General features: G+C 68.8%; 19 protein-coding genes. 8 read left to right on the top strand and 11 right to left on the bottom strand.

All coding sequences use genetic code 11. The features are described 5' to 3' along the window. Positions 1-3: 3 nt before the first annotated feature. Genes CDV49_RS05235 through CDV49_RS05250 form a run of 4 tightly spaced genes read left to right on the top strand, consistent with a single transcriptional unit; the run spans position 4 to position 4,866 of the window. A complete protein-coding gene (locus tag CDV49_RS05235; protein WP_088214508.1) occupies positions 4-1,197 on the top strand; it encodes an amidohydrolase family protein in 1,194 nt (397 codons plus the stop codon). Further along, positions 1,194-2,828 carry an amidohydrolase family protein gene (locus tag CDV49_RS05240; protein WP_218821891.1) on the top strand — a complete coding sequence of 545 codons (1,635 nt, stop codon included), beginning with the start codon at positions 1,194-1,196 and terminating at the stop codon, positions 2,826-2,828. Before CDV49_RS05235 ends, CDV49_RS05240 begins: the two co-directional genes overlap by 4 nt. Further along, positions 2,825-3,901, top strand: coding sequence for an ABC transporter ATP-binding protein (locus CDV49_RS05245; protein WP_088214509.1), 1,077 nt, complete (start codon positions 2,825-2,827; stop codon positions 3,899-3,901). Before CDV49_RS05240 ends, CDV49_RS05245 begins: the two co-directional genes overlap by 4 nt. Beyond that, the gene (locus CDV49_RS05250) at positions 3,898-4,866 is read left to right on the top strand and encodes an ABC transporter ATP-binding protein (protein ID WP_088214510.1); all 969 of its coding nucleotides are present in this window, start codon (positions 3,898-3,900) and stop codon (positions 4,864-4,866) included. The genes CDV49_RS05245 and CDV49_RS05250 overlap by 4 nt, the downstream gene beginning before the upstream one ends. A 42-nt stretch (positions 4,867-4,908) precedes the next feature. Here the strand turns inward: CDV49_RS05250 and CDV49_RS05255 are convergent, their stop codons facing one another. The 7 genes from CDV49_RS05255 to CDV49_RS05285 form a co-directional block, all read right to left on the bottom strand. Further along, entirely contained in the window at positions 4,909-6,624 is a 1,716-nt protein-coding gene (locus tag CDV49_RS05255) for an ABC transporter permease (protein WP_088214511.1), read from the bottom strand. Continuing rightward, the gene (locus tag CDV49_RS05260; RefSeq protein ID WP_088214512.1) at positions 6,614-7,591 is read right to left on the bottom strand and encodes an ABC transporter substrate-binding protein; all 978 of its coding nucleotides are present in this window, start codon (positions 7,589-7,591) and stop codon (positions 6,614-6,616) included. Before CDV49_RS05260 ends, CDV49_RS05255 begins: the two co-directional genes overlap by 11 nt. A 57-nt stretch (positions 7,592-7,648) precedes the next feature. Then, positions 7,649-8,227: a histidine phosphatase family protein gene (locus CDV49_RS05265; protein WP_088214513.1), complete on the bottom strand. Its 579-nt coding sequence runs from the start codon at positions 8,225-8,227 to the stop codon at positions 7,649-7,651. A 354-nt stretch (positions 8,228-8,581) separates the two neighbouring features. After that, the gene (locus CDV49_RS05270) at positions 8,582-9,673 is read right to left on the bottom strand and encodes an MBL fold metallo-hydrolase (protein ID WP_179209122.1); all 1,092 of its coding nucleotides are present in this window, start codon (positions 9,671-9,673) and stop codon (positions 8,582-8,584) included. A 20-nt stretch (positions 9,674-9,693) separates the two neighbouring features. After that, entirely contained in the window at positions 9,694-10,824 is a 1,131-nt protein-coding gene (locus CDV49_RS05275) for an ABC transporter ATP-binding protein (RefSeq protein WP_444881518.1), read from the bottom strand. Positions 10,825-10,848: 24 nt separating this feature from the next. After that, complete coding sequence (locus CDV49_RS05280) at positions 10,849-12,858, bottom strand: PAS domain-containing sensor histidine kinase (RefSeq protein WP_218821892.1); 2,010 nt, start codon at positions 12,856-12,858, stop codon at positions 10,849-10,851. A gap of 179 nt (positions 12,859-13,037) precedes the next feature. Continuing rightward, a complete protein-coding gene (locus CDV49_RS05285; protein ID WP_088214517.1) occupies positions 13,038-14,465 on the bottom strand; it encodes an alanine/glycine:cation symporter family protein in 1,428 nt (475 codons plus the stop codon). 721 nt (positions 14,466-15,186) lie between these two features. Here CDV49_RS05285 and CDV49_RS05290 point away from each other — a divergent pair. Then, complete coding sequence (locus tag CDV49_RS05290; RefSeq protein ID WP_088214518.1) at positions 15,187-16,377, top strand: M24 family metallopeptidase; 1,191 nt, start codon at positions 15,187-15,189, stop codon at positions 16,375-16,377. An 81-nt stretch (positions 16,378-16,458) separates the two neighbouring features. On the opposite strand, the gene CDV49_RS05295 is transcribed toward CDV49_RS05290, so the two are convergent. Next, positions 16,459-17,376, bottom strand: coding sequence for a LysR substrate-binding domain-containing protein (locus CDV49_RS05295; protein ID WP_088214519.1), 918 nt, complete (start codon positions 17,374-17,376; stop codon positions 16,459-16,461). 139 nt (positions 17,377-17,515) lie between these two features. Between CDV49_RS05295 and katG the strand changes: the two genes are divergently transcribed. Further along, positions 17,516-19,690 carry a catalase/peroxidase HPI gene (katG, locus tag CDV49_RS05300; protein WP_088214520.1) on the top strand — a complete coding sequence of 725 codons (2,175 nt, stop codon included), beginning with the start codon at positions 17,516-17,518 and terminating at the stop codon, positions 19,688-19,690. A gap of 128 nt (positions 19,691-19,818) precedes the next feature. Next, positions 19,819-19,989, top strand: a complete 171-nt coding sequence (locus CDV49_RS20415; RefSeq protein ID WP_179209123.1) for a hypothetical protein — start codon at positions 19,819-19,821, stop codon at positions 19,987-19,989. Positions 19,990-20,815: 826 nt separating this feature from the next. On the opposite strand, the gene CDV49_RS05305 is transcribed toward CDV49_RS20415, so the two are convergent. The 3 genes from CDV49_RS05305 to CDV49_RS05315 all read right to left on the bottom strand — a co-directional run bounded on the left by CDV49_RS05305 (position 20,816) and on the right by CDV49_RS05315 (position 24,381). Next, positions 20,816-21,364, bottom strand: coding sequence for a cupin domain-containing protein (locus tag CDV49_RS05305; RefSeq protein WP_088214521.1), 549 nt, complete (start codon positions 21,362-21,364; stop codon positions 20,816-20,818). A gap of 61 nt (positions 21,365-21,425) precedes the next feature. Further along, positions 21,426-21,821 (bottom strand): Cu(I)-responsive transcriptional regulator, encoded by a 396-nt coding sequence (gene cueR, locus CDV49_RS05310; protein WP_088214522.1) that lies wholly within the window; start codon positions 21,819-21,821, stop codon positions 21,426-21,428. Positions 21,822-21,831: 10 nt separating this feature from the next. Beyond that, entirely contained in the window at positions 21,832-24,381 is a 2,550-nt protein-coding gene (locus CDV49_RS05315; RefSeq protein WP_088214523.1) for a heavy metal translocating P-type ATPase, read from the bottom strand. A gap of 204 nt (positions 24,382-24,585) precedes the next feature. Between CDV49_RS05315 and CDV49_RS05320 the strand changes: the two genes are divergently transcribed. After that, complete coding sequence (locus tag CDV49_RS05320; protein WP_088213552.1) at positions 24,586-25,041, top strand: NUDIX domain-containing protein; 456 nt, start codon at positions 24,586-24,588, stop codon at positions 25,039-25,041. Positions 25,042-25,124: the final 83 nt, after the last annotated feature.

Genomic DNA, 25,124 nt, shown 5'->3' on the forward strand with positions numbered 1-25,124 from the left:
GACATGACCTCTCTCCTCATCCGTAACGCGCGCCCCATGGGGGCCGCGCCGGCCGACATCCTGATCCGCGATGGCCGCATCGCCGCCATCGGCCCCGACCTTCAGGCGGAGGGCGTGGCCGAGGAACAGGCCGGCGGTCGCATCGCCATTCCCGGCCTTGTCGATACGCACACCCATGTGGACAAGGGCCTCATCGGCTATCCGTGGTATGTCAACGAGGTCGGCCCCCGGCTCATCGACAAGATCGACAACGAACGCCGGGTGAAGCGGGAACTGGGGCTGGATCCGCATGTCCAGTCCATGCGTCACGTGCTGCAATGTCTGGGCTACGGCACGACGCTGGTGCGGACCCATGTCGATATCGACACCGATCAGGGCCTCGCCGCGCTGGAGGGCGTGGTGGAGACGCGCCACGCGCTCGCCGGGCAGGTGGAGATCGAGATCGTGGCCTTCCCGCAGTCGGGCCTGCTGCGCCGGCCCGGCACGGTGGAGCTGGTCGACGCCGCGATGTCGGCGGGCGCCGATCTGGTCGGCGGGCTCGACCCCTGCGGCATGGACAGGGATCCGAAGGGTCATCTGGATGCGATCTTCGCCATCGCCGAGAAACACGGCAAGGGCATCGACATCCACCTGCACGAAGGCGGAGAGATGGGCGCCTTTTCCATGGACCTGATCTTCGAGCGGATCCGGGCGCATGACATGCGGGGCAAGGTCGCCGTCAGCCACGCCTTCTGTCTCGGCATGCCGGACTGGAACGCCAGCCAGGCGCTGATCGACCAATGCGCCGAACTGGACGTGCCGATCCTGACCACCGCACCGCCCTCGCGCGAGGTGCCCGCGCTGAAGCGGCTTCATGCGGCGGGCGTGCGGTTCGGCGCGGGCGTGGACGGGTTCCGCGACACCTGGGGGCCCTATGGCAACGGCGACATGCTCGAACGCGCGATGCTGCTCGGGATGAGGAACAACCTGCGCCGCGACGATGAGGTTGCCATGGCGCTCGACGTCTGCACCACCGGGGGCGCCCGGGCGATGGACCGGGCGGATCACGCGCTCGTCCCCGGCGGGCGGGGAGATGTGGTGCTGGCGGAGGGCGAGAGCCTCGCCGATGCGGTGGTGAGCCATGCGCCGCGCGCGCTTGTCGTCACCGCCGGGCGGGTCGTGGCCCGGAACGGCGCCAGTCTCACGGTTGCGCCGTGATCGCGGCCCCGGAACACGCGCCCCACGCCGCCCGGACGGCAGCGGCGGGCTGGTCCGCCCTGCCCCTCGGTGCGCGCCCTCCGGGACGATGGGCGCTCGCCGCCCGCTGGATCGTGGCCGACCTGCCCGAGGGGCGGCGGCTCGTCGAGAACGGGGAAGTGGTGATCGAGAACGACCGTGTCCTCTGGGTCGGTCAGCGGTTCCCGGGCGAGGTCTCCTGCCGCTACGACATGGGAGAGGCGCTGGTCGGCCCCGGTTTCGTCGATCTGGACGCGCTCTCCGATCTCGACACGACGATCCTCGGCATGGACAATCAGCCCGCCTGGCGCAAGGGCCGCGTCTGGCCTTCGGATTACGCCGTGCGTGCGCGGGAGATGTATTCTCCCGATGAACTTGCCTTCCAGAAACGCTATGCCTTCGCGCAGCTCCTGCTGAACGGGATCACCTCCGCGCTTCCCATCGCGTCGCTCTTCTACCGCGCATGGGGGGAGACGGTGGCGGAGTTCGAGGCGGCGGCGGAGGCGGCGGGGGATCTCGGCCTTCGTGTCTGGCTCGGGCCGGCCTACCGTTCGGGTGGCGTCGTCCTCGACGCGGCGGGCCGGATGCAGCCGGTGTTCGATGAGGCGCGCGGGCTGGCCGGGCTGGCGGAGGCCGCCGCCTTCGCCGAGCGCGTTCACGGCAGCCACGGCGGCCTCGTTTCCGGCATGTTCGCGCCCGACCGGGTGGAGACCTGCACCGAACCCCTTCTGCGCGAGACCTTCGCCCGGGCGGAGGCGCTGGACATGCCTGTCCGCCTGCACATGGCGCAGGGCGCGATGGAGCTGGAAACGGTCCGCCGCCTGCATGGCATGACGGCGCCCGCCTGGCTGGAGCGGCTCGGTCTCCTCTCGCCGCGTCTCATCGCGCCCCAGGCCACCGTGGCGACGGAGGACGACCTTGCGCGCTATGCCGCGAACGGGGTGACGGTCGCGCATTGCCCGCTGGTCTCCGGGCGGCACGGCTCCGTCCTGCGCTCCTTCTCCGCGCTGAAGGCACAGGGGGTGCGGGTCGGCATGGGCACCGATACCGCCCCGCCCGACATGGTGCTGAACATGGCCGTGGGCCTGATCGCCAACCGCGTGGCCGAGGGCCGGGGCGACGCCGGTTCCGCCGCCGAGTTCTACGACGCCGCGACGCTTGCGGGCGCGGATGCCCTGCGGCGCCCCGATCTCGGTCGTCTCGCGCCGGGGGCCAAGGCCGATATCGCCGTGTTCGACATGGCGGATGCCCTGATCGCCCCGCGGATAGACCCGGTACAGACCCTGATCGTCGGGGCCACCGGGCGCGTGACCCGTGCCACGATCGTGGATGGCCGCATCGCCATGCGCGGGGGAGAGGTGGCCGGGCTGGACCTCGCCCATGCCCGGAGGCAGGCGCAGGAGCAGTTCGACCGTCTCGTCGCGCAATATCCCGAGCGGACATGGCAGCACCCGCCCGTCGCAGAGATCTTCCCGCCCAGCTACCCGCTTGCCGATCCGCGGAGTGCCGCGCGGGCGGGCCGCCCCGCAACCTCCCCTGACGCTCCGGCCGCCCCGCCCGCACAGGGGCCCGGAACATCCTCCCGTCCCGACATCCCCACGGAGCAGCCATGACAGCCGCCGCCCTGCAGGTCACCGGCCTTACCGTCGAGTTCCCCACCCGCCGGGGCACGCTCACCGCGCTGTCCGACGTCACGCTCGACATCCAGCCGGGCGAAATCCTCGGCGTGGTGGGTGAGTCGGGGGCAGGCAAATCCATGACGGGCATGGCTGTTCTGGGCCTGCTGGAGCCGCCGGGCCGTGTCACGTCGGGCGAGATCCGCATCGACGGCCAGCGCACCGACCGGCTGTCGGAAGCGGAGATGGCCAAGGTGCGCGGCCGCATCGTGGGCGCGATCTTTCAGGACCCGCTCACCTCGCTGAACCCGCTTTTCAGCGTGGGACGACAGCTGGAGGAGACGATCCGCCTGCATTCGGACCTTGACCGGAAGGGCGCCCGTGCCCGCGCCGTGGCGCTGATGAAGCAGGTGGGCATCCCCGGCGCCGAGGAACGGCTGGATCACTATCCGCACCAGTTCTCGGGCGGCATGCGGCAGCGGGTCGTCATCGCGCTGGCGCTGGCGGGGGAGCCGCGGCTCGTGATCGCGGATGAGCCGACGACCGCGCTCGACGTCTCCATCCAAGCGCAGATCACCGCGCTCCTGCGCAGGCTCTGCAAGGAAAAGGGCGCGGGCGTCATGCTCGTCACCCACGACATGGGCGTGATCGCGGAGACGGCGGACAGGGTCGCGGTCATGTATGCCGGCCGCGTGGTGGAGATCGGCACGGTGGCGGAGGTTCTGACCCGGCCCCGCCACCCCTATACCCGTGGCCTGATGGGGTCGATCCCGGCCCTCGGCGCGCGGGTAAAACGGCTTCAGCAGATCGACGGCGCCATGCCGCGCCTGAACGCCATCCCGCAGGGCTGCGCGTTCAACCCGCGCTGCCCCGACGCCGGGCCGCGCTGCCGGAGGGAGCGCCCGCCGCTGATACAGGCGGAAGGGGCGGCGCAGGTGCAGCCGGCGGAAATGCGCCGCTTCGAGCCAGCTAACCCGATCCCGGCCGAATCCCCCCCGAGGGACGGCAGCGGCGGAGAGACACGCCCGGGCCTTGCCGCCTGCTGGCTCATGACGGGAGACGTGGCATGAGAAGCCTCGACAATGCCGTGGAAGTGGACCAGCTCACCCGCGTGTTCGACGTCTCCGCGCCCTGGCTGAACCGCGTGCTGGAGCGCAAGCCCCGCCGCTGGCTCCGCGCGGTGCAGGAGGTGAGCTTCACCGTGCCGAAGGGCCGCTGCCTCGCGCTCGTGGGGGAGTCCGGCTGCGGCAAGTCCACCGTGGCCCGGCTCGTCACCGGCCTGTACCGGCCCAGCGAAGGCGCGATCGTCTTTGCCCCTGCACGGGACGGACGGCCCATGGAAGCGCAGATGATCTTTCAGGATCCGCATGCGAGCCTCAATCCCCGCTGGCGGGTCGGCGACATCATCGCCGAACCGATCCGCGAATTCCGCCTGCGCGCGACGGAGGCGGAGACGGCGGCCCGCGTGGCCGACCTGCTCCGCACCGTGGGTCTTTCGCCGGACGACGCGCGCCGCTTTCCGCATGAGTTCTCGGGCGGTCAGCGGCAGCGGATCTCCATCGCGCGCGCGCTTGCCTCGGAGCCGGAATTCCTCGTCTGCGACGAGCCCACCTCCGCCCTCGACGTAAGCGTTCAGGCCCAGATCCTGAACCTCATGCGGCGCCTGCAGGACGAGCTGGGCCTGACTTACCTGTTCATCAGCCACGACCTCTCCGTCGTGCGGCACATGGCCGACCGGATCGCGGTGATGTATCTGGGCCGCATCGTGGAGGAAGCCGCGACGGAGGATCTGTTCCGCGACCCGCAGCACCCCTACACGCGCCTGCTGCTCCGAACGATCCCCGATGTCCGCAACCCCGACAGGGACCGCGCGCTGATGGGAGGGGAGCCGCCCTCGCCGCTCGATCCGCCGCAGGGCTGTCCGTTCCATCCCCGCTGTGCCGCGGCACGGGACATCTGCGCCACCGATCTTCCCCCTGTCGGCCCCCGTGCGGGCGGCGGCCGCCTGGCCTGTCACTTCCCGGGCGAAGGGTGACCCCGGCGACGGCTGCCCCTCAGGCTCCCCGTCAGGCTCCCGTCAGGCCGCGCGCCAGGGCAGGACGCCGCCCGGCAATCGCGCCCGGCAGGCGTCCAGCATCAGCGCGAGCAGCAGAACCAGCGCGACCGACAGCACCGCCACCGCGGCGGCGCCTGTCGAATTGCCCTCATACTGGAGCGAGAACACCATGACGCCCAGCGTCTCGTTCCCGCTCGACCACAACAGGGCGGAGAGGGTGAGTTCGTTCAGCGCGGTCATCATCACCAGCATCCCCCCCGCCGCCGCCGCGGGCAGCAGGAGCGGCGCCGTGATCCGCGTCATACGGGCGACCACGCCCCCACCCGCGATCCGCGCCGCCTCGTCCAGCGCAGGCTCCACCGCTTCCGCGGCCGCGACGACAGGGCGCAGCACCAACGGCAGGAAACGCGCAAGATAGGCGATGAGCAGCAGCGCCCATGTCCCGTAAAGCGAACCGATCACCGGCAGCGGTTTCAGGAAGGTCAGGATCATCGCCAGCGCCACCACCGTGCCCGGCACCACCCAGGGCGCATCCACCAGCCAGTCCAACACCCGGACGACCGGGTCGCGCAGCGTGACCTTCAGGAAGGCGAAGGGGATCGCCACCGCCGCCACGATCACCGCAGCACTGCCCGACAGAAGAACCGAATTGGCAAAGGCGCGCCGCACGGCCGGATTGGCCAGCGCCTCGGTGAAGTTGGCAAGTGTCGCGGTCTCCGGCCCGAAAGGCACACCGAGCGCGGGCGAGAGCGCGGTGGCCAGCAGCGCCAGCATCGGCAGCACCGCGATGGTCCCGAGCAGCAGCCACAGCCCCGCCGCCAGCAGATGCGCCAGGGCCGGCGGCAGGGCAAAGGGCGCCATGACCGCCCCGCGGGCAAGCGGCACCGTCAGCCGCCGGAGCACCAGCGCCCGCAGCGCCAGAGCCGCCAGCGCGATGACGACAAGGATCAGCGCCAGCACCGCCACCTGCCCCGCCACGCCCGGCCCGAAGCCGTTCAGCCGCTGATAGATGAGCGTCGTGAGCACCGGAAACCGGCCCGGTATGCCGAGCAGTGCCGGAACGCCGAAATTGCCGATGGCGGCGGCGAATGCCAGAACCCCCGCCGCCAGAACGCTCGGCAGCAGCGGCGGCAGCACGATCCGCGCGATCACCCGGCCCCGGCCGGCACCCGCGATGCGCGCAGCCTCCACCAGATCCTGCGGCAGTTGAGCCAGCGCCGCGCGGACGGCGATGAAGACGAGCGGCATGTGCTCGATCCCCATGACGAGCGCGATACCCCCGCCTGAATAGAGCGGGTTCGGCGTTCCCGGCGCGGGCGCGAGCCCTAGCGGGCCGAGGATGGGCGAACCGCTTCCCACCAGACCGATCCATGCGAGCGCCGTCGTCTGCGACGGCACGATGAGCGGTGAAAGCGCGAGAAAGCTCATCGCCACCCGGCCCCTGAGCGCGAACAGCCCCGTCGCCAGCGCGAGCGCAACGCCGAGCACGACCGAGATCACCACCGAGGCGGCGGAGACGCCGAGTGTGTTCATCACCGCCGGGAGCGTGGCCCGCGCCGTCAGCACATCCCGCATCAGGCCGAGCGGCGCGCCGTCCCGACCCGGCGCCAGCGCCTCAACGAAAAGCCGCATCAGCGGCCAGAGCGACAGCACCCCGACATAAAGGGCCACGCAGAGCACGATGGCGTGGCGCGCGAGCAGCCCCGTGGCCGGCGCGCGCAGTGTCTCAACCGCCATAGATCGCCGCGAATTCTTCCTTGTTGGCCTGATCCTCCGCCCGCATCTTGGCCGGGTCTGCCTCAAGGATGGTGAGCCGGTCGGCGGAGGGATAGCCCTCCGGCGCGGCAAGGCCGGACAGCACCGGGAAATAGCCCTGCGCCACCGACTGCTCCTGCGCCTTGCGGGACAACTGCCAGTCCACGAATGTCTTGGCCGCCGCGACGGCATCGCTATCCTTCAGGATGGCGACAGGCTGGGAGATGACGGAGACGCCGTCCTCCGGCCAGACGAAATCCACGGGCGAGCCCTTCTTCTTCGCGTTCATCGCCATGTATTCGACGATGACACCATAGGCCTTCTCGCCCCGCGCCACGGCCTCGATCACCGTGCCGTTGCCCTGCCCGGCGACAGCGCCTTCCTTGGCCAGCGTCTCATACCAGTCCCAGCCGAAGGCGGGTTGCGCCACCATGGTGCCGACGTGGATGGCCGCCGCCCCGGAATAGAGCGGGCTCGGCATGATGAGGCTTTTCGCCACCTCCGGCTGCGCCAGATCGGCCCAGCTTTTCGGCGGGGTCTGCACCAGCATGGTGTTGTAGACGATGCCCGTGGTGATGAGCTTCGTGCCGAAATAGGTCATGTCCGGGTCAACGAGCGCGGGCGGCACGTCCTTCACCGGCGCATCGGTATAGGCCAGCAGGCGACCGTCCTCCTTCAGCTGCGACATGGCGACCGCATCGGCGATGAGCAGCACATCGGAGGGAGAGGAACCGGCGGCGAATTCTGCGGCGAGCTTCGCCATCAGCTCCGTCGTGCCGGAGCGGAAGATCTCCACCGTGATCTCGGGATGGTCGGCGTTGAACGCGGCCACGACCTGGGCCATCTGGTCCTGCGGCTGGGAGGTATAGACGGTGATCGTCGTCTGCGCCGCCGCCACAGTCGGAAGGACGAGCGCGCAGGCGAAGGCAAGGGGACGAAGGGCGGTCATCGGGTTCTCTTTCTACGGAAGACTGCCGCGGGCCATAAGCCCGTCAGGCGGACGGTTTCATGACAGTTTCGTGCAATTCCAGTGACAATCCGCGCCCCTCCGCCATTCCACCACCTCGGCATTGCCGGGCCGGTCGAAGGGCCGGTCGGAAAGCATCGCGTGGATCTCCCGCGCCGTGCCGGAATGCGCGACGATGAGCACCGGGAACGGCCCCGCAATTTCCGCCAGAGCAGCCCAGATACGGGCGCGGAACGCCTCCGGCCCCTCGCCCCCCGGCGGGGTCGCCTCGCGGATCAGGAGGGAGCGGTCCTGCCCCTCCCAGGCCCCCCAGTTGCGCTCCTGCAATCCCGCCAGCGGGACAAGCGGTGCGCCGGTCACTTCCGCGACCACCCGTGCGGTATCGGCGGCGCGGCGCAGGGGGGAATGCCAGATGGAAGCGATGGGCCGCCCGACCAGCCTGTCCGCCGCCGCGCGGGCCTGCGCCATGCCGTCTTCCGTCAACGGATCATCCGTCGAACCACCGATGACCTTCCGCCGGTTGCTCTCCGTCTGTCCGTGCCGGAGGAACAGAAGGGGCTGCCGGAGCAGCGGGAGGGCGGAAGCCGGTTCGATACAGGTCTCTGTCATGATCGTCATGCTCTTTCTCGCGCCATCATGCGCTGTTCAGCGGCGCTGCTGGCCAGTAGGTATGATCCGCGGGCCCGGGCAGATGTTCCGAAGCTCCTCGGCTGTTGCAAGGACAGCCCTGTTACACCGCTTCGCGGGCAGCGTCTCGGGCCGGGTTCCGCTGGCTCTGGCGTCATCCGGCGGATTGGGCGCCCTTCACGCCAGCGGCGCGGTTCGCCTCCGGCCCGCACCGCGACATGTCGCATTGCCCCTTTTGTCAACACGCGCACCCGCCGGGTTCGATGCAGCTTCCTGCCCTCCCCGCCCTTCAGCTGCACAGCCTGTTCCGAAGCGACCGGCAGCCCGGGAAAACCCCGCCACGGCTCATGCGCCGACCTCTGCGCCCGCCCACTCCACCTGCCGTCCGGTGAACATCGGTCGCCCGAGCGCGACGGCCAGCGCCTGCGCCCGATCGGAGGTGCAGAAGGCGGGGATGGCGATGCGAGGAGCCACCGCCGCCATGAGCGCGCGAAGGCCCGTCAGCGTCGGATGAACGTTCCAGCGGCGGAAGTGCGCCCGCCCCTCGGCGACCTGTCGGGCGGCAGGCGTGCCCTCTGCCACATGGCCGGTGTAGATCACCCGCGCCGTGTTCTCCGCCACGAACCGGGGCGCGAGCTGTTGCGTGACCCCGCGCTCCGCATTGGGGCCTGCGCCGATCATCACGCCCCGCGCGGGGCTGTCGGGCGTGAGCACAGCCGCCTCCCGCAGCAGGCGACCGATCCGGGCCTGACCGCCGGGCGTCAGCCAGCCCGCCGACTGGCCAAGGAGCCGCTCCCCCACCTCGCGATGCGCGGCGCAGATGGCAACGGGGAGGCCGCTCTCCAGAAAGGCGAGCGCCATCTCCAGCCCCCGCCCGCCCGCAGGCGCGGGGAAGAGAACCGGACCTGTCTCCGCCAGGACGAGCAAGTCCCGCCGCTGGTCCACCAGCGGTTCATCCGCCGCGCCATAGGAGGCGTCGAACAGCAGCACCTCCGCAGGCGGCGGCAGGGTACAGGCGAAAAGCGGGCTCTCCTCCGACATGTCGCCGGTATAGACGAGCCCCGATCTGCCGCCGAACCGCTGCCACACCGCGCCCGGCGCATGGCCGGAGGGGCCGGTCTCCACGCCGAGGCCGGCAATCCGCGAAGGCATGTCCTGCGCGCCCGCCACGACCGGATCGCGGGCCAGCGCGCGGGTGGGGGCGGTCGTGTAGAGCGACGGCCGACCGAGATGCGGCAAAAGCCCCACCCCGCCGGTATGATCGACATGGCCGTGGCTGAAGATCACCGCATCCACGCGGCCGACCCCGGTCACATCGGGCAGCGCCTCACCATCCGGTCCCCTGCCCAGATCGAGCAGCACACGGCCCGCCGCCGTCTCCAGAAGGAAACAGGCCGGACCCTTCACGCCGATCCCCGACAGCGCCGTGAGCCTCATGCTCTCCCTCATGCCCCGGGTCATACACCAAGCCCTTCCAGCACGGCGGAGACCTCCACCCCCTCGCGCGGCAGCACCCAGCCCCCGTCGATCCGCAGCTCCACCACCGCGCCGAGGGCAACCGGGCGGGGAAGGAGGACGTCTATCGTGCCGCCATCCTCTGCGCCGACGATCTCGCCCGTGGCGCGCCAGTCGCCGCCGCGAAAGGCGGTGTCATGCACGATCATGCGGATATCGCCCCCGCGGTCCACCGCCGTCACGTCACGGCTGCGCAGGCATAGCCAGCCCGGTCCGCGGTCCGCCGCACCGGGAACGGAGAGGCGGCGCCCGGCCAGCGCCACCTCGCAGCGCCCGGCAGCCGCGCCGGTCACCGCCACCGGCACCGTCCGGCCCTTGCCGACGAAACGGGCGACCATCGGAGTGGCGGGACGGAAGCACAGCGCCTCCGGGCTGCCGGTCTGGGCGATGCGGCCCCGGTCCATGACCGCAACCTGCGTGGCCACCGCCATCGCCTCGTCCTGATCGTGGGTGACGAAGACGAATGTGGTGCGGGAGGCGGCATGGATGCGCCGGAACTCCGCCAGCATCGTCTCCCGCAGATGCGCGTCCAGATTGGCGAGCGGCTCGTCCAGCAGGATCAGCCCCGGCCGCATGGCGAGCGACCGGGCGAGCGCCACCCGCTGCCGCTGCCCGCCTGACAGTTCATGCGGACGTCGCGCGTGAAAGCCCTGAAGCCCCACCATCTCCAGCGCTTCTCCGATCCGCCGCCGCTCCTCCGCCCGCCCAAGCCGCTGCAGCCTGAGACCGAAGCCGATGTTGCCTGCGACCGTCATATGCGGCCAGAGCGCGTAGGACTGGAACACCATGCCAAGGCCGCGCGCCTCCGGCGGCACAAAGCTCCCCGTCCCCGCCACCGCATGGCCGCCCAGCCGGATTTCCCCCGCATCGGGCCGTTCAAGCCCCGCGATCAGCCGTAGCAGGGTGGTCTTGCCGCAGCCCGAAGGCCCGAGCAGGGCAAAGAACGCGCCCTCCGGCACGTGAAGCGAAACATCATCCACCGCGGGAGAGGCGCCGAAGCTGCGGGTGACGGCGCGAAGATCAATCGTTGTCATACGGTCTCCTGTCAGCGCCGGCACATATAACACCGGCATGACAGCTCTGTGACAGGGCGCGATCTACGTGCCGGCCAGCAGCGCTCTCACCCGCCGGTTCAGCTGCTCCATGTCGAAGGGCTTGGTCAGGATCTGCATCCCCCGCTCCAGATCGCCGTGATGCAGCACGGCCTGCTCCGCATAGCCGGTGATGAAAAGGATGCGGAGATCCGGCCGCACCCTCCGTGCCGCATCGGCCACCTGCCGCCCGTTCATGCCGCCCGGCAGGCCGACATCCGTCACCAGCAGGTCGATGGGCCGGTCGGAGCCAAGGATCTGCATGGCCTTCGCACCATTGGCAGCCTCCAGCACGATATACCCTTCATCCTCCAGCCGCTCCGTCGTCATCATGCGGATGAGTGGCTCGTCATCGACGACGAGGATCGTGCCTGCGGTCGAGCCCGCCGCGGTCTCCGCCGCGACCGGTGTCCCCGTGTCCACCACCTGCCCGGGCGCCATGTCGCGGCGCGGCAGATAGACGGTGATGGTGGTGCCCCGGCCCGGCGCGGTCTCCAGACCCAGACCCCCGCCGGACTGCCCCGCGAAACCATAGACCATGGAAAGGCCGAGCCCCGTTCCCTGCCCCATCGGCTTTGTGGTGTAGAAGGGTTCGAAAGCGTGGGCGGCGATCTCCTCCGTCATGCCCGTCCCGGTGTCGGAGACGCTGAGCGCCACGTAATCGCCGGGTTTCAGCCCATGGCGGGGCGCGTCCTGCGCGCCCAACCGCGCATTGGCGGTGCGGATGACGAGGCTCCCGCCATGGGGCATGGCATCCCGCGCATTGACGCAGAGGTTGAGCAGCGCGCTTTCCAGCTGTCCCGGATCGGCAAAGGTCGTCCAGAGCGCCCCTGCGCGCTCCATCTTCACGGTGACCTGCGGCCCCACGCTTCGCCCGATGAGGTCGAGCATCCCTTCCGCCAACAGGTTCACGTCGAGCGGGCTGGGGTCGAGGGTCTGGCGGCGGGAATAGGCAAGCAGGCGCTGGGTCAGCGCCGTCGCGCGCCGCGTCGCCGTCAGCGCGCCGGAGACATAACGCTCCAGATCGTCGAGCCGCCCCTGCGCCAGCCGCTGGGACAGCATCTCGAGACTGCCGCCGATCCCCGCGAGCAGGTTGTTGAAGTCATGCGCGATGCCGCCGGTGAGCTGGCCCACCGCCTCCATCTTCTGGCTGTGGCGGAGTGTTTCCTCCAGCGCCATGAGCTCGGAGGTCCGCTCCTCCACCCGTTGCTCCAGAGTGGCGTTGAGCCGCGCCAGCGCCGCCTCCGCGAGTCGCTGCTCGGTGATGTCGTGAAAGAACACCGCCACCTGGCCACGGCTCCGCGGCTCCAGCCGCAGCGCCGTCAGCTCCAGATAGCGCCCCGTCGCGACGAGTTCCTGCTGAAACCTGATCGGCTCGCCCGTCCGCAGAACCGCGCCGTAGCGTTCGACCCAGGCATCCGCTTCATCCCCCACCATCTCGCGCAGCTTCCGGCCCACGACATTTGGAATCCCGGCATGGCGGGCATAGGCGGCATTGGCGCGGATATGGACATAGTCGCTGTCCGGCCCGTGCGGCCCGTCGAAGAACTGGATGATGCAGAACCCCTCGTCGATGGAATCGAACAGCCATTCGTAGAAGGCTTCGCTCTCGTTCCGCAGTTTCTGCGCCAGCACCCTGTCGGTGACATCCGCCCCCTCGACAAAGATGCCGGTCACCCGCTCCTCGGCGTCGCGGAGCGGCTGATAGACGAAATCGAGATAGCGTGTCTCTCGCGGCCCGCCGGGCACGACCTGCATCTCATAGCGTGCGGCATCGGCGCGATAGGGCATGCCGGTGCGGTACACCTCATCCAGAATGTCCAGAAAGCCCTGTGCCGCCGTTTCGGGCAACCCTTCCGCCACTGTCAGGCCGAGCACCTCGCGCTCCCCGATCAGCTTCTGATAGCTGGGATTGGTCAGTTCGAAGCGATGGTCCGGCCCGGACAGGAGCGCCATGAACGTGGGCGCCTGCTCGAACATCCGGGCAAGCACGGGGTTGAGGGTGGATCTGGTCATTCTCTCACATGTCGGGAAGGCATCGCCCCCCGGATGGAGAGGCCGATGCGACTCATCGCATGGTACCGCAGGGAAAGCGATGAGGACGTGACGGCGCCGGTTTGCCTCATCCCGGGCACGCTGTCGTCCCCCTCCCCCCGCCAGTACATGTCGCAGCGATGCGTGCGGACAAGGGAGCATCAGCGCCAGATATCGGCGTCCACGCCCTTCGCGATCTCCGGGTGTTCTCCAAGATGGAACCGGGGTTCCTCACCGCTGCGCCGCTGCGAGAAGTAATGCCGCGTGAGCGTCACCACCGTCCCCGACAAGGCAACGATCGCGACAAGGTTGATCGTCGCCATGAGCCCCATGGAGGCATCCGCAAGGTTGAACACCGTCGCGACCGCCTGCACCGCCCCCCAGACCACCATGGCCAGCACGAGCACCCGCAGGGTCATGAACCCCGCCCGGTTGCCAAGCCCCAGAAACGTCATCGCCATTTCCGAATAGGCGTAGTTGCCGATGATGGAGGTGAAAGCGAAGAAGAAGATCGCTATGGCGATGAAATGCGGGCCGAACCAGCCCACCTGCTCCGCCATCGCCGCCTGCGTCAGTTGCGTGCCCGTCAACTCTCCGCCCGGCACATAGGCGGCCGACAACAGGATCATCACCGCCGTGCAGGTGCAGACCACGATCGTGTCCACAAAGACGCCGAGCGACTGCACGAACCCCTGGCTGGACGGGTGGTGCGGCACCGGTGTCGCCGCCGCGGCGATGTTGGGGGCGGATCCCATCCCCGCCTCGTTGGAGAACAGGCCCCGCCGCACCCCGTTCATGAGCGCCGCCGTCATGGAGCCCGCCACCCCGCCCGCCATCTCGCCATAGCCGAAGGCATTCCGCACGATATGGCCCAACATCGACGGCACCGCGCCCGCGTTCATCGCCAGAACGAACAGCGCCATCAGCAGGTACAGCCCGGCCATCACCGGCACCACGTATTCGGCAACCTTGGCGATCTGCCGGATACCGCCGAAGATCACGATGGCGGTAAGCACCGCCAGTCCGATCCCGGTGCCCATCTTCGGCACGCCGAAGGCCCCCACCATGGCGTCGGCCACCGAATTGGCCTGAACCGCGTTGAACACCAGCCCGAAGGACAGGATGAGGCAGACGGAGAACACCGCCCCCAGCCACGGCAGCCCCAGCCCCCGCGCGATGTAGAAGGCAGGTCCCCCGCGATAGACGCCGTTCCTGACGCCGGGGCGCTCATGCACCTTGTAAAGCTGCGCCAGCGTCGATTCCGCATAGGCCGTCGCCATACCGACAAAGGCCACGACCCACATCCAGAAGATCGCTCCCGGCCCGCCGAGATTCAGCGCCACCGCGACCCCCGCGATATTCCCCGTCCCCACGCGGGAGGCGAGCGAGGTGCAGAGCGCGGCGAAGGGGGAGATGCCCTCCCTGTCGGTCGCAGGCGCGGCGGTGATGACGCGGAACATCTCGCCGAAGTGGAACACCTGCTGGAACCGCAGACGGATGGAGAAGAAAAGGCCCACCGCCAGCAATCCATAGACCAGCACATATTGCCAGAAGATCGTGTTCAGAAAGTCGATGACGCTATCGAGCATGGCGATATTCCCCTGTCAGCGTGGCCTGATGTCGGCCTGCCGGATCATCCCCGGCGCGATGTGATCTACCCCCCCGCCCCGCGCGGTCTCGCTCCGCTGCCCCTGCGGCTCTGTCCGCGCATCGCGATGCGCGGCCTGTCGCGGGAGGCGGTTGACCGCCCGCCAGCGATGCATCCGCTCCAGACGGAAAGGCGGACCGGCAGCGGCCCGCAGGCACGGCTCCCCTCGGGCTCCGGACCGTGCGATCCACGTCCGGCCGACAGGCCGCCCGCCCCGACGCAGTAGCGGTCATGGTTGCAAAGTCCGGCCAATATCTCCCCCCTCCGGTCCGCGCCTTCGACATCTGGCTGACGATCACGGCTTTTTCGGACCGCTTACCCTTGGAAATCTATCCGCCTCGGGACGCTTTTCACCTGCTGAGCGGATATTTAGCAGCCTGCTGAGAAAGTCCTGAAATGTCATGCCTATGTGCGGAAACCTGAAAATCGGCCCAGAAACGCCCGGAAGTATATGGATTTCCGGCTGGATTTCGTCAGATTGCGAAGGATTTCCGCTCCAACACAGGCCAAAAAGCCTTTTTCAGCAGCCTGTTGGTCGCGTGTCATCGGTTTCCGCCGCCCTTCCCCGGGGCCAGCGGAATGCCGCGGCGGTCTTGAACGGCTTGTCCCGCGCCCCGCGAAGCGCCATTGCTGCTGTCAGGGATGCCGGAAGGACGGGACAGATGATCGGAACCTCGGATGCCGCGCGCGAACTCGCGACACTTTCCTCCGCCCGTGACGGGGTGCCGGTCATTCCGGTCGAGGAACGCCTCGCGCGGATCGAGAAAGCCCGCCGCCTCATGCGCGACGGCGGCGCGGGGGCGCTCATCGTCGGGGCCGGGGCGAGCCTTGCCTATTTCACCGGGATTCGCTGGACGATGATCGAGCGGCTCGTGGCGATGGTCCTCGTCGGAGACCGGCCGCCCGTCATCCTCTGCCCCGCCTTCGAGGAAGGCTCCCTCGCCGCCGAAATCGCCATCCCCGCCGCGACCCGGTTGTGGCAGGAGGAGGAAAGCCCCGCGGCGCTGATCGCCGCCCTGCTGTCCGAGGGCGGGGTGGAGCGCGTGGCCATCGACCCCGCCCTGCCCTTCGGCATGGCGGACGCCATCGCCCGCGCCGCGCCTTCCGCCGATATGCTCTCCGCAGCGCCCGTGATCGACGGGTGCCGGATGCACAAGTCCCCCCCCGAAATCGCCATCCTCCGCGCCGCCATGCAGATGACGCTCGAAGTCCACCGCCGCACGGCGCGCATCCTGCGTCCCGGTCTCCGGGCGAGCGAGGTGCGGGCCTTCATCGAGGCTGCCCACCGCGCGATCGGCAGCGACGGAACCACCTTCGCCGCCGTGCAGTTCGGCGCCTCCACCGCCTATCCGCACGGTCTGCCGCAGGATGACGTGCTGGCCGAAGGCGACATGGTGCTGGTCGATACCGGCTGCCTGCTGGAAGGCTATCACTCCGACCTCACCCGCAGCTATGTCTTCGGGACGGCGGGCGCGGAACAGCGCCGCTACTGGGAGATCGAGCAGGAAGCGCAGCTGGCCGTCCATGCCGCCGCCGCGCCGGGTGTGCCCTGCGGTGCGCTGGACGATGCCGCCCGGACCGTGCTGGAGCGGCACGGCCTCGGCCCGGACTACCGTCTCCCCGGGCTGCCGCACCGGGCGGGCCACGGCATCGGCATGACCATCCACGAGGCGCCCTATCTGGTGCGGGGAAACCGGACGCCGCTCGCGCCGGGCATGTGTCTGTCGGACGAACCGATGATCGTGGTGCCAGGTCGCTTCGGCATCCGGCTGGAGGATCACTTCCACATCACCGAAACGGGCGCGGAGTGGTTCACCGAACCCGCGCCCTCGCTCGACCGGCCCTTCGGCTGACAGCGGGCCGAACCGGCAGGAGCGCAGCGGCCCCGTGTCCTCCCCGGCGTTTCGGGCGGCCTCGGCCCACCGGAAACGCTGCTAGCCGTCGGCCGCAGCCTTCGCCGCCACGCTCTCCCCCGCCGCGCGCACGGTCTCCGCGATGCGGAGGAGCTGCGGCCCCAGCGGGTTGGTCCGGCGCCACACCATGCCGATCCGCCGTTTCGGCCGCGGAGCGCTCAGGCGCGTGACGGAGACGGCGGCGGAGCGGCTTTCCACCTCCACCGCCATCTGGGGAATGAGCGTGACGCCGATCCCCGCCGCCACCATCTGCACCAGCGTGGACAGGGAACTACCCTCCATCAATTCGTTGGGCCCCTTGCCCGCCAGACCGCAGAAGGCCAGCGCCTGATCTCGGAAGCAGTGCCCCTCCTCCAGCAGCAGAAGCCGCATCTCGCGCAGCATCTCCGGGTTCGGCGCGGGACGGCCAGCCTCCTCCGGGTGGCGGACCAGCACGAATTCCTCCTCGAACAGCTCGTATTCCTCCAGCGACGGCTCCGAAACGGGCAGCGCCACGATGGCCGTGTCCAGCCGCCCCTCCGCCAGCTCCTCGATGAGCTTCTGGGTCACCGCCTCCCGCGGGCGAAGGTCGAGATCGGGGAAACACCCCGCGAGCCGCTTGATGACGCCGGGCAGTAGATAGGGGGCCGCGGTGGGAATCACCCCGATCCTGAGCCGTCCCGCAAAGGGGCTGGTCGCCGCGCGGGCCAGATCGTCCAGCTCATCCACCGCGCGCACGATGTCCCGCGCGCGCTCCGCGAAAGCCCGGCCCAGCAGGGTCAGCCGGATTTGCCGCCCGCCCCGTTCTATGAGCGGCGCACCCAGCATCTCCTCCAGTTCCTTCATCTGCAACGACAGGGCGGGCTGCGAAATGGCGCAGGCCTCCGCCGCGCGCCCGAAATGCCCGTGCCGGGCCAGCGCATCGAAATAGCGGAGGTGTCGGATCGTGATGCCTATCATCAGTTCTACTTATCGCGCCAATTTGAAAATGCAAATTTCCATTATCGACAACCTCCCCTATAGTGCCGCCGGTAATCAGGAGGCCCCAACGGGCCGCCCGCCAGCGCAGACCAGCGCGCACAGCAAGCGGAGACGGAGCATGGACGGAAACGACATCAAGGGCGCGGGCAAATGCCCGGTGATGCACGGGGCGATCACGTCGGAGGGGGCCAGCGTCACCTCCTGGTGGCCCAACGCGCTGAAGCTGGAGATCCTCGCCCAGCATGACACCAAGACCGATCCGCTCGGTCGCGACTTCAACTACCGCGAGGCGCTGAAGACGCTGGATGTGGAGGCATTGAAGGCCGATGTCCGCGCCCTCATGACCGAAAGCCAGGACTGGTGGCCGGCGGACTGGGGCAGCTATGTCGGCATGTTCGCCCGGACGGCCTGGCACTCCGCCGGATCCTACCGCGCGACGGACGGTCGCGGCGGCGGCAGCCGGGGCAACCAGCGCTTTGCTCCGCTGAACTCCTGGCCGGACAACGTCAACACCGACAAGGGCCGCCGCCTGCTGTTCCCGATCAAGCAGAAATACGGCAATGCTGTCAGCTGGGCCGACCTCATCATGCTAGCCGGCACCATCGCCTATGAGGTCGCCGGTCTGAAGACCTACGGCTTTGCCTTCGGCCGCGAGGATATCTGGGCACCAGAGATCGACACCTACTGGGGCGCGGAAAAGGAATGGCTCGCCGCCTCCGACAACCGCTATGGCGATGTCGAGAGCGCGGACACGCTGGAAAACCCGCTCGCCGCCGTGCAGATGGGCCTGATCTACGTCAACCCCGAGGGCGTGAACGGCAAGCCCGATCCCCTGCGGACCGCGGCCATGATGCGCGAGACCTTCGGCCGCATGGGCATGGATGACGAGGAGACCGTGGCGCTGACCGCGGGCGGACACACCATCGGCAAGACCCACGGCAACGGCGACGCCGCCCTGCTCTCCGCCGACCCGGAAGCGGCGGATGTGGAGTATCAGGGCCTTGGCTGGTTCAACACCAAGACGCGCGGCATCGGCCGCGACACGGTGGTCTCCGGCCTCGAAGGCGCGTGGACGACGAACCCGACCAAGTGGGACAACGGCTTCTTCGAGATGCTGTTCAACCATGAATGGACGCTGACCCGCAGCCCCGCCGGCGCCCAGCAGTGGGAACCGATCACCATTGCCGAGGCCGACAAACCCGTGGATGTGGAGGATCCCTCGATCCGTCACAACCCGATGATGACGGATGCGGACATGGCGCTGAAGGTGGACCCGGTCTATCGCGAGATCTCGCTGCGCTTCATGAACGATTTCGCCGCGTTCTCCGACGCCTTCGCCCGTGCCTGGTTCAAGCTTCTGCACCGTGACATGGGGCCGAAGGTCCGCTACTTCGGGCCGGATGCGCCGCAGGAAGACCTGATCTGGCAGGATCCGGTGCCGCAGGGCGCGACCGGCTACGATATCGCCGCGGTGAAGGCGAAGATCGAGGCGTCGGGCCTGTCCACTTCCGATCTGGTGACCACCGCTTGGGACAGCGCGCGCACCTTCCGCCAGTCGGACCGCCGCGGCGGTGCGAACGGCGCGCGGATCCGGCTTGCCCCGCAGAAGGACTGGGCGGGCAACGAGCCGGAGCGTCTGGCGCGTGTGCTCGCCGTTCTTGAGCCGATCGCGGCGGAAGCGGGTGCAAGCCTTGCGGATGTGATCGTGCTCGCCGGGAATGTCGGGGTGGAGCGGGCAGCCAAGGCCGCGGGCTTCGACGTCGCGGTGCCCTTTGCCCCCGGCCGCGGCGACGCGACGGCGGAGATGACGGATGCCGCGTCCTTCGACGTGCTGGAGCCGATCCATGACGGTTTCCGCAACTGGGTGAAGCGGGACTACGTCGTTCCGGCCGAGGAACTGTTGCTCGACCGGACACAGCTCCTGGGGCTGACCGCGCCGGAGATGACGGTGCTCATCGGCGGGATGCGGGTGATCGGCACGAACCACGGCGGCGCGAAGCACGGCGTGTTCACCGATCGCGAAGGCACGCTGACGACCGATTTCTTCGTCAACCTGACGGACATGCGCAACACCTGGGCGCCGACCGGCGAGGGGCTCTACGCCATCCGCGACCGCAAGACCGGGGCCCAGAAATGGACGGCGACGCGTGTTGACCTCGTCTTCGGGTCCAACTCCATCCTGCGCGCCTATGCGGAGCTCTACGCCCAGAACGATGCGAAGGAGACCTTCGTGAAGGACTTCGTCGCCGCTTGGACCAAGGTGATGAACGCCGACCGCTTCGACCTCGTCTGAAGCACAGGAAACGGAACGAAACGGCCCGGCGGGAGAACCGCCGGGCCGTTTCACATCCGGCACTCCGATGGAACAGGAGCGCCTGCCCCCGCGTTCGACCTCACATGACCGAGTGCAGGAGGATCCCCATGGCCGGCCAGACGCCTCAGGACAAGACATCCACGGGCCAGAAACCCGAAGACAAGCCCCCCGTCCCCCATGAGCAGCGGAAGGATCAACCGCTCAAGGAGATCGCCGACGAGCAGGACAATCCCGACCGCAAGGGCGGCCCCGCCCCCGCGCCGGGTGCCAGGGAGTAGGTCAGAGAGAGCGGGCATCGGCTCCCACCGCGGCCCATGCTGCGCTCCGGCTTGCCGAAGAGAGTGCGCCGCCACGCGTGAAGGGTCATTCACAGGTCTTGAAAAGGCTTGGGTCTCCGAAATCATGCAAAACGTTAAAAATTCCACCGCAAATCTCCTCACCCCGAGCCAACTCCAAGCAGATTTCCGAGCTCGTCACTCGGTATCTTCAGCAAGAAGCCGCGAGGTGGCCATTGCCATTTCCGACGTCAAACCAGCAGCCTAAAAACGATGGGAATGCTTTGACTACATGGTTCCGACCAAGCGCCGCCAGCCTGACAGGCTGCTGAAAAGGCTTTTTGGCCTGAGTTGGAGCAGAAATCATTCGCCATCTGACGAAAGCCAGCCGGAATCTATGTACTTCCGGGCGTCTCCGGGCCGGTTTTCCGATTTCCGGCACATAGGCATGACAGGACGTTCCAGCAGCCTGCTAATCGTTCACCAAACCTTTTCAGCCAGTGCATAAATCCAGCCTGATGGTGATGTGGGACCGACGTAAGAGCCGATATTTGCAGACGGCGCCGGACGGCAAATCCGCCCTGTTGCACAAAGCCCGTCCGGCAGCGTCAGTCTAAGGCCACCCTGCGGCCAAGCCGCGTCGCGCTCCCGCTGCAAGGCAGCAGGACAGCGGGGAGCAGCTGAGCCCTCTTGGATCGCTGCGCCGAGGCCCGCCAAATGGCGGTGCAGGCAGCTCGCCCGCCCCCCGAAAACCAGCCCCGAAACCCGTCCTCTGAAAACCCGCCGGGAAACGCCTCCGCCCCCCGGCCGCAGAAAGCCGGCGGCAGCGTTACGACTTGGGAGCCGCGTGGATGGGATCGACCCAATAGACGCTCTCCGGCGGCTCCACAGGATCGACGTCGGTTATGTTGACCACGACCGCCTCGTTGTCGGAGCGCACCAGCACGCATTGCAGCACCTGTTCCGGGTCGGCGTTGATCTCCTGATGCGGCACATAGGGCGGCACGTAGATGAAATCCCCCGGCCCGGCTTCCGCCACGAATTCCAGCCGCTCTCCCCAGCGGAGCCGCGCCCGCCCGCTCACCACATAGATCACGCTTTCCAACGGGCCGTGATGGTGCACGCCGGTCTTGGCGTCCGGCTCGATCGCCACGGTTCCCGCCCAGATCTTCTGCGCGCCGACACGGGCATGGTTGATCGCGGCCTGCCGGAACATGCCGGGCGTCTGCGCGGTGTTTGGGTCGAGCTGGTCGCCGCGGATCACCCGGACCCCGTCATGTTTCCAGCGCGGTGTATCGCCTGAATGATCAGGCCCATGGTCGTGCCCATGGTCATGCGCGTGTCCGTGGAAATGGTCGTCGGAATGGTCGTGCGGCATTTCAGGTCTCCTTCTTGGCCGAGAGGCTAGCGCCGCGCCCGCCGCACCGGAAGAGCCAATCTCACCCCTCGTCCTTCCCGGCGAGATCGGCGAGGATCGGGCATTCCGGGCGCGCATCCCCGTGGCAGCAGTCCACCAGCGTCCGCAGCGTATCACGCATGGCGGCGAGTTCGTCGATCTTGCGCTCGATCTCGCACAGATGCTCCTCCGCGATGCGCCGCACATCGGCGGAGGCGCGCCCTCTGTCGGAATAGAGCGCCAGCAGCGCCCGGCATTCCGCGATGGAAAAGCCGAGCGACCGCGCCCGCCCGAGAAAGCCCAGCCGGTGCACGTCCTGCCCGGAATAGCTGCGGTAGCCATTGTCCCGCCGCGCCGGAGTGACGAGGCCGATATCCTCGTAATACCGGATGGTCTTGGCGGGCATGTCCAGCGCCTCCGCCACTTCCCCTATGTTCATCGCCCGCTCCTCATTCCGCAGGAACGGCGCGCGCCGCCGTCCCCTCCGCCATGACCGGCCGCACGAAGCGCAGCCGGAGCGCGTTCGTAAGCACGAAGACCGAGGACAGCGCCATCGCCCCCGCCGCCAGCATCGGCGACAGCATCATGCCGTTCACCGGATAGAGCACGCCCGCCGCCACCGGGATCAGCAGCGCGTTATAGCCGAAGGCCCAGAACAGGTTCTGCCGGATGTTGCGCATCGTCCGGCGGGAAATGTCGAGCGCATTGACCACGCCCCGCAGGCTGCCCGACATCAGCACCACGTCCGCGCTCTCGATCGCGACATCGGTGCCGGTGCCGATCGCCAGCCCGACATCCGCCTGCGCCAGCGCCGGGGCGTCATTGATACCGTCGCCGACAAAGGCCACCGGGCCGAACCTCGTGCGGAGCGCGGCTATCGCCTCCACCTTGCCTGCGGGCAGCACCTCGGCCACCACCTCGTCGATCCCCGTCTCCCGCGCGATGGCGGCGGCGGTGGCGCGGTTGTCCCCGGTGATCATGGCGACTTTCAGGCCCATGTCGTGCAGGGCTGCGATGGCGGCGGGCGTGTCGGGTTTCAGCGGGTCCGACACGGCGATCACCGCCGCCGCCCTGCCGTCCACGGCCATGTAGAGCGGTGTGCGCCCGCGCACGCCAAGTGCCGCCCCCCGCTCCGCCAGATCGCCAAGCGCCACGCCCTCCCGCACCATCAGTCGGTCGGCGCCGATCAGCACCCGGTGCCCCTCCACGCGGGCGGAAAGGCCGTAGCCGGTGAGGGACTGGAATTCCTCCGCCTCGGGCAGCGGCCCGGTTCCGAACGCCCGCCGGATCGCTTCCGCCACGGGATGTTCCGAATTGGCCTCCGCCGCCGCGGCTAGGCGCAGCACTTCCGCCCGGTCGAAACCGTCGGCGGGGATCAGGTCCGTCAGCTCGGGCCGCCCCGCGGTCAGGGTGCCGGTCTTGTCGAGCGCGACGACCTTCACCTCCTGCAGCTTCTGCAGCGCGTCGCCCTTGCGGAAGAGCACGCCCATTTCCGCCGCGCGGCCGGACCCCACCATGATGGAGGTCGGCGTCGCCAGCCCCATCGCGCAGGGGCAGGCGATGATGAGCACCGAAACCCCAGCCACAAGCGCATGGGCAAGGTCCGGCCCCCAGATCAGCCACACCGCCACGGTCAGCAGAGCGACCGCGATCACCGCCGGCACGAAGCGCAGCGTCACCTTGTCCACCAGCCCCTGAATGGGCAGCTTTGCCCCCTGCGCCTGTTCCACCAGCCGGATGATCTGGGCCAGCATCGTCTCCGCCCCGACCCGCGTCGCCCGGAAGCGCAGGGTGCCCGTGCGGTTCACCGTGCCCGCGACGACTTCCGCGCCCTCCCCCTTCTCCACCGGGACAGGTTCGCCGGTGATCATGCTCTCGTCGACGAAGGTGGAGCCGGAGATTACCGTGCCATCCACCGCAATGCGCTCCCCCGGGCGGACGGAGACGATATCGCCCGCCGCGATGCGGTCGATGGGCAGCTCGACCGTTTCGCCGTCCCGCTCCACCCGCGCCGTGCGGGGCTGCAGGCCGACCAGCCGGCGGATGGCCTCGCCCGTGCGCCCCTTGGCCCGCGCCTCCATCCAGCGCCCGACAAGGATCAGCGTCACGATCACCGCCGCTGCCTCGAAATAGACCGCGCGGGCAGAGGCTGGCAGCCAGCCGGGCGCGATCAGAACGAATGTCGAATAGATCCACGCCGCCGAAGCGCCGAGCGCCACGAGGCTGTTCATGTCCGGCGCGCCCTTCGCCAGCGCCCGGAACCCCTGCGTGAAGAAGCGCCGCCCCGGACCCGCCAGAACAAGCGTGGTCAGCACGAACTGGATAACCCAGCTCACCCGCATGCCCAGCGTGTTCATCACCCACATATGCACGGGCGGTATCAGGTGGCTGCCCATTTCGAGAACAAAGACCGGCAGCGTCAGCGCCGCCGCCAGCAGCACGCGCCGCCTGAGGGCTGCCGCCTCCTCCGCCTTGCGATCCACGCCCTCCGCCATTGCCGCGCCCTTGACCGTCGCCGGATAGCCCGCCGCGACCGCCGCCGCCGCGATTTCCCCGCGACTGACGGCACCCTCCAGAAAATCGACGGTCGCGGTTTCGGCGGCAAGGTTCACGCGCGCATCGGTCACGCCGGGAAGCGCCTTCAGCGCCTTCTCCACCCTGCCGACGCAGGACGCGCAGGACATCCCCTGAATGTCGAACACCGCTTCCGCGACCCGCGCCGGATATCCGGCCCCGGCCAGCGCCGCGATCAGCGGGGCGGGATCGGGGCGGGTCGTGCCTGAGCTGGCGCTGCCTGGGCGGGCTGGGCGGGCTGGGGCAGAGCTGGCCGGAGGGGTGCTGGCCGGGGCGGCATAATCCACCGTCGCCGTTTCGGCGGCAAGGTTCGCGCGGGCATCGGACACGCCGGGCACCGCCTTCAGCGCCTTCTCCACCCGGCCGACGCAGGACGCGCAGGACATCCCCTCCACGCCAAGCGTGATAGACTGTTGCATGGTCATCTGCCCCTCCTTTGTTTGCGGGACAACGTGACAGATAAAGGTTCCAGAGACTGGAAGGTCAAGCCCCGCCGACAAATCGTCCTTCAGGCGATGCCCTGCGCCACCGCATACCCGGCAGCGCCTCCGGCGTGCGATGAAGGCTTGCCGCAACCTCCCCGCGCGGCATCTTCTCCCGGACGGGAGATCTGCACGGGGGGCCGGTCCATGTCACGCCAGAGCGCGGGCCTGCTTCTCTACCGCCGTCCCCCCGCCGGGATGGAGGTGCTGCTTGTCCATCCGGGCGGGCCATACTGGCGCCGCCGGGACGCGGGCGCATGGTCCATTCCAAAAGGGGAATACGGCCCGGAGGAAGCCTCCGAGGCCGCTGCCCGCCGGGAGACGAGGGAGGAAACCGGTCACGTTGTCGGCACGCCGCTCCTGCCCCTCGGCACGATCCGGCAGAAGGGCGGCAAGGAGGTCACCGCCTTCGCGACCGAGGGGGATTTCGACCCCGGAATGCTGGTCAGCAACAGTTTCGAGATGGAATGGCCCCCGCGGAGCGGCCGCACCGCCTCCTTCCCGGAAGTCGATCAGGCCCGCTGGTTCTCCCTGGCGGAGGCCCGAACCCGCCTTCTGCCCGCGCAGGTTCCGTTTCTCCACCGTCTGGAACAGGCGCTTTAAAGGTGAGCAGGTGAGCAGGTGAGCAGGTGAGCAGGTGAGCAGGTGAGCAGGTGAGCAGGTGAGCAGGTGAGCAGGTGAGCAGG

Origin of the sequence: Haematobacter genomosp. 1, from assembly GCF_002196855.1 — a bacterium.
Classification (GTDB): domain Bacteria; phylum Pseudomonadota; class Alphaproteobacteria; order Rhodobacterales; family Rhodobacteraceae; genus Haematobacter.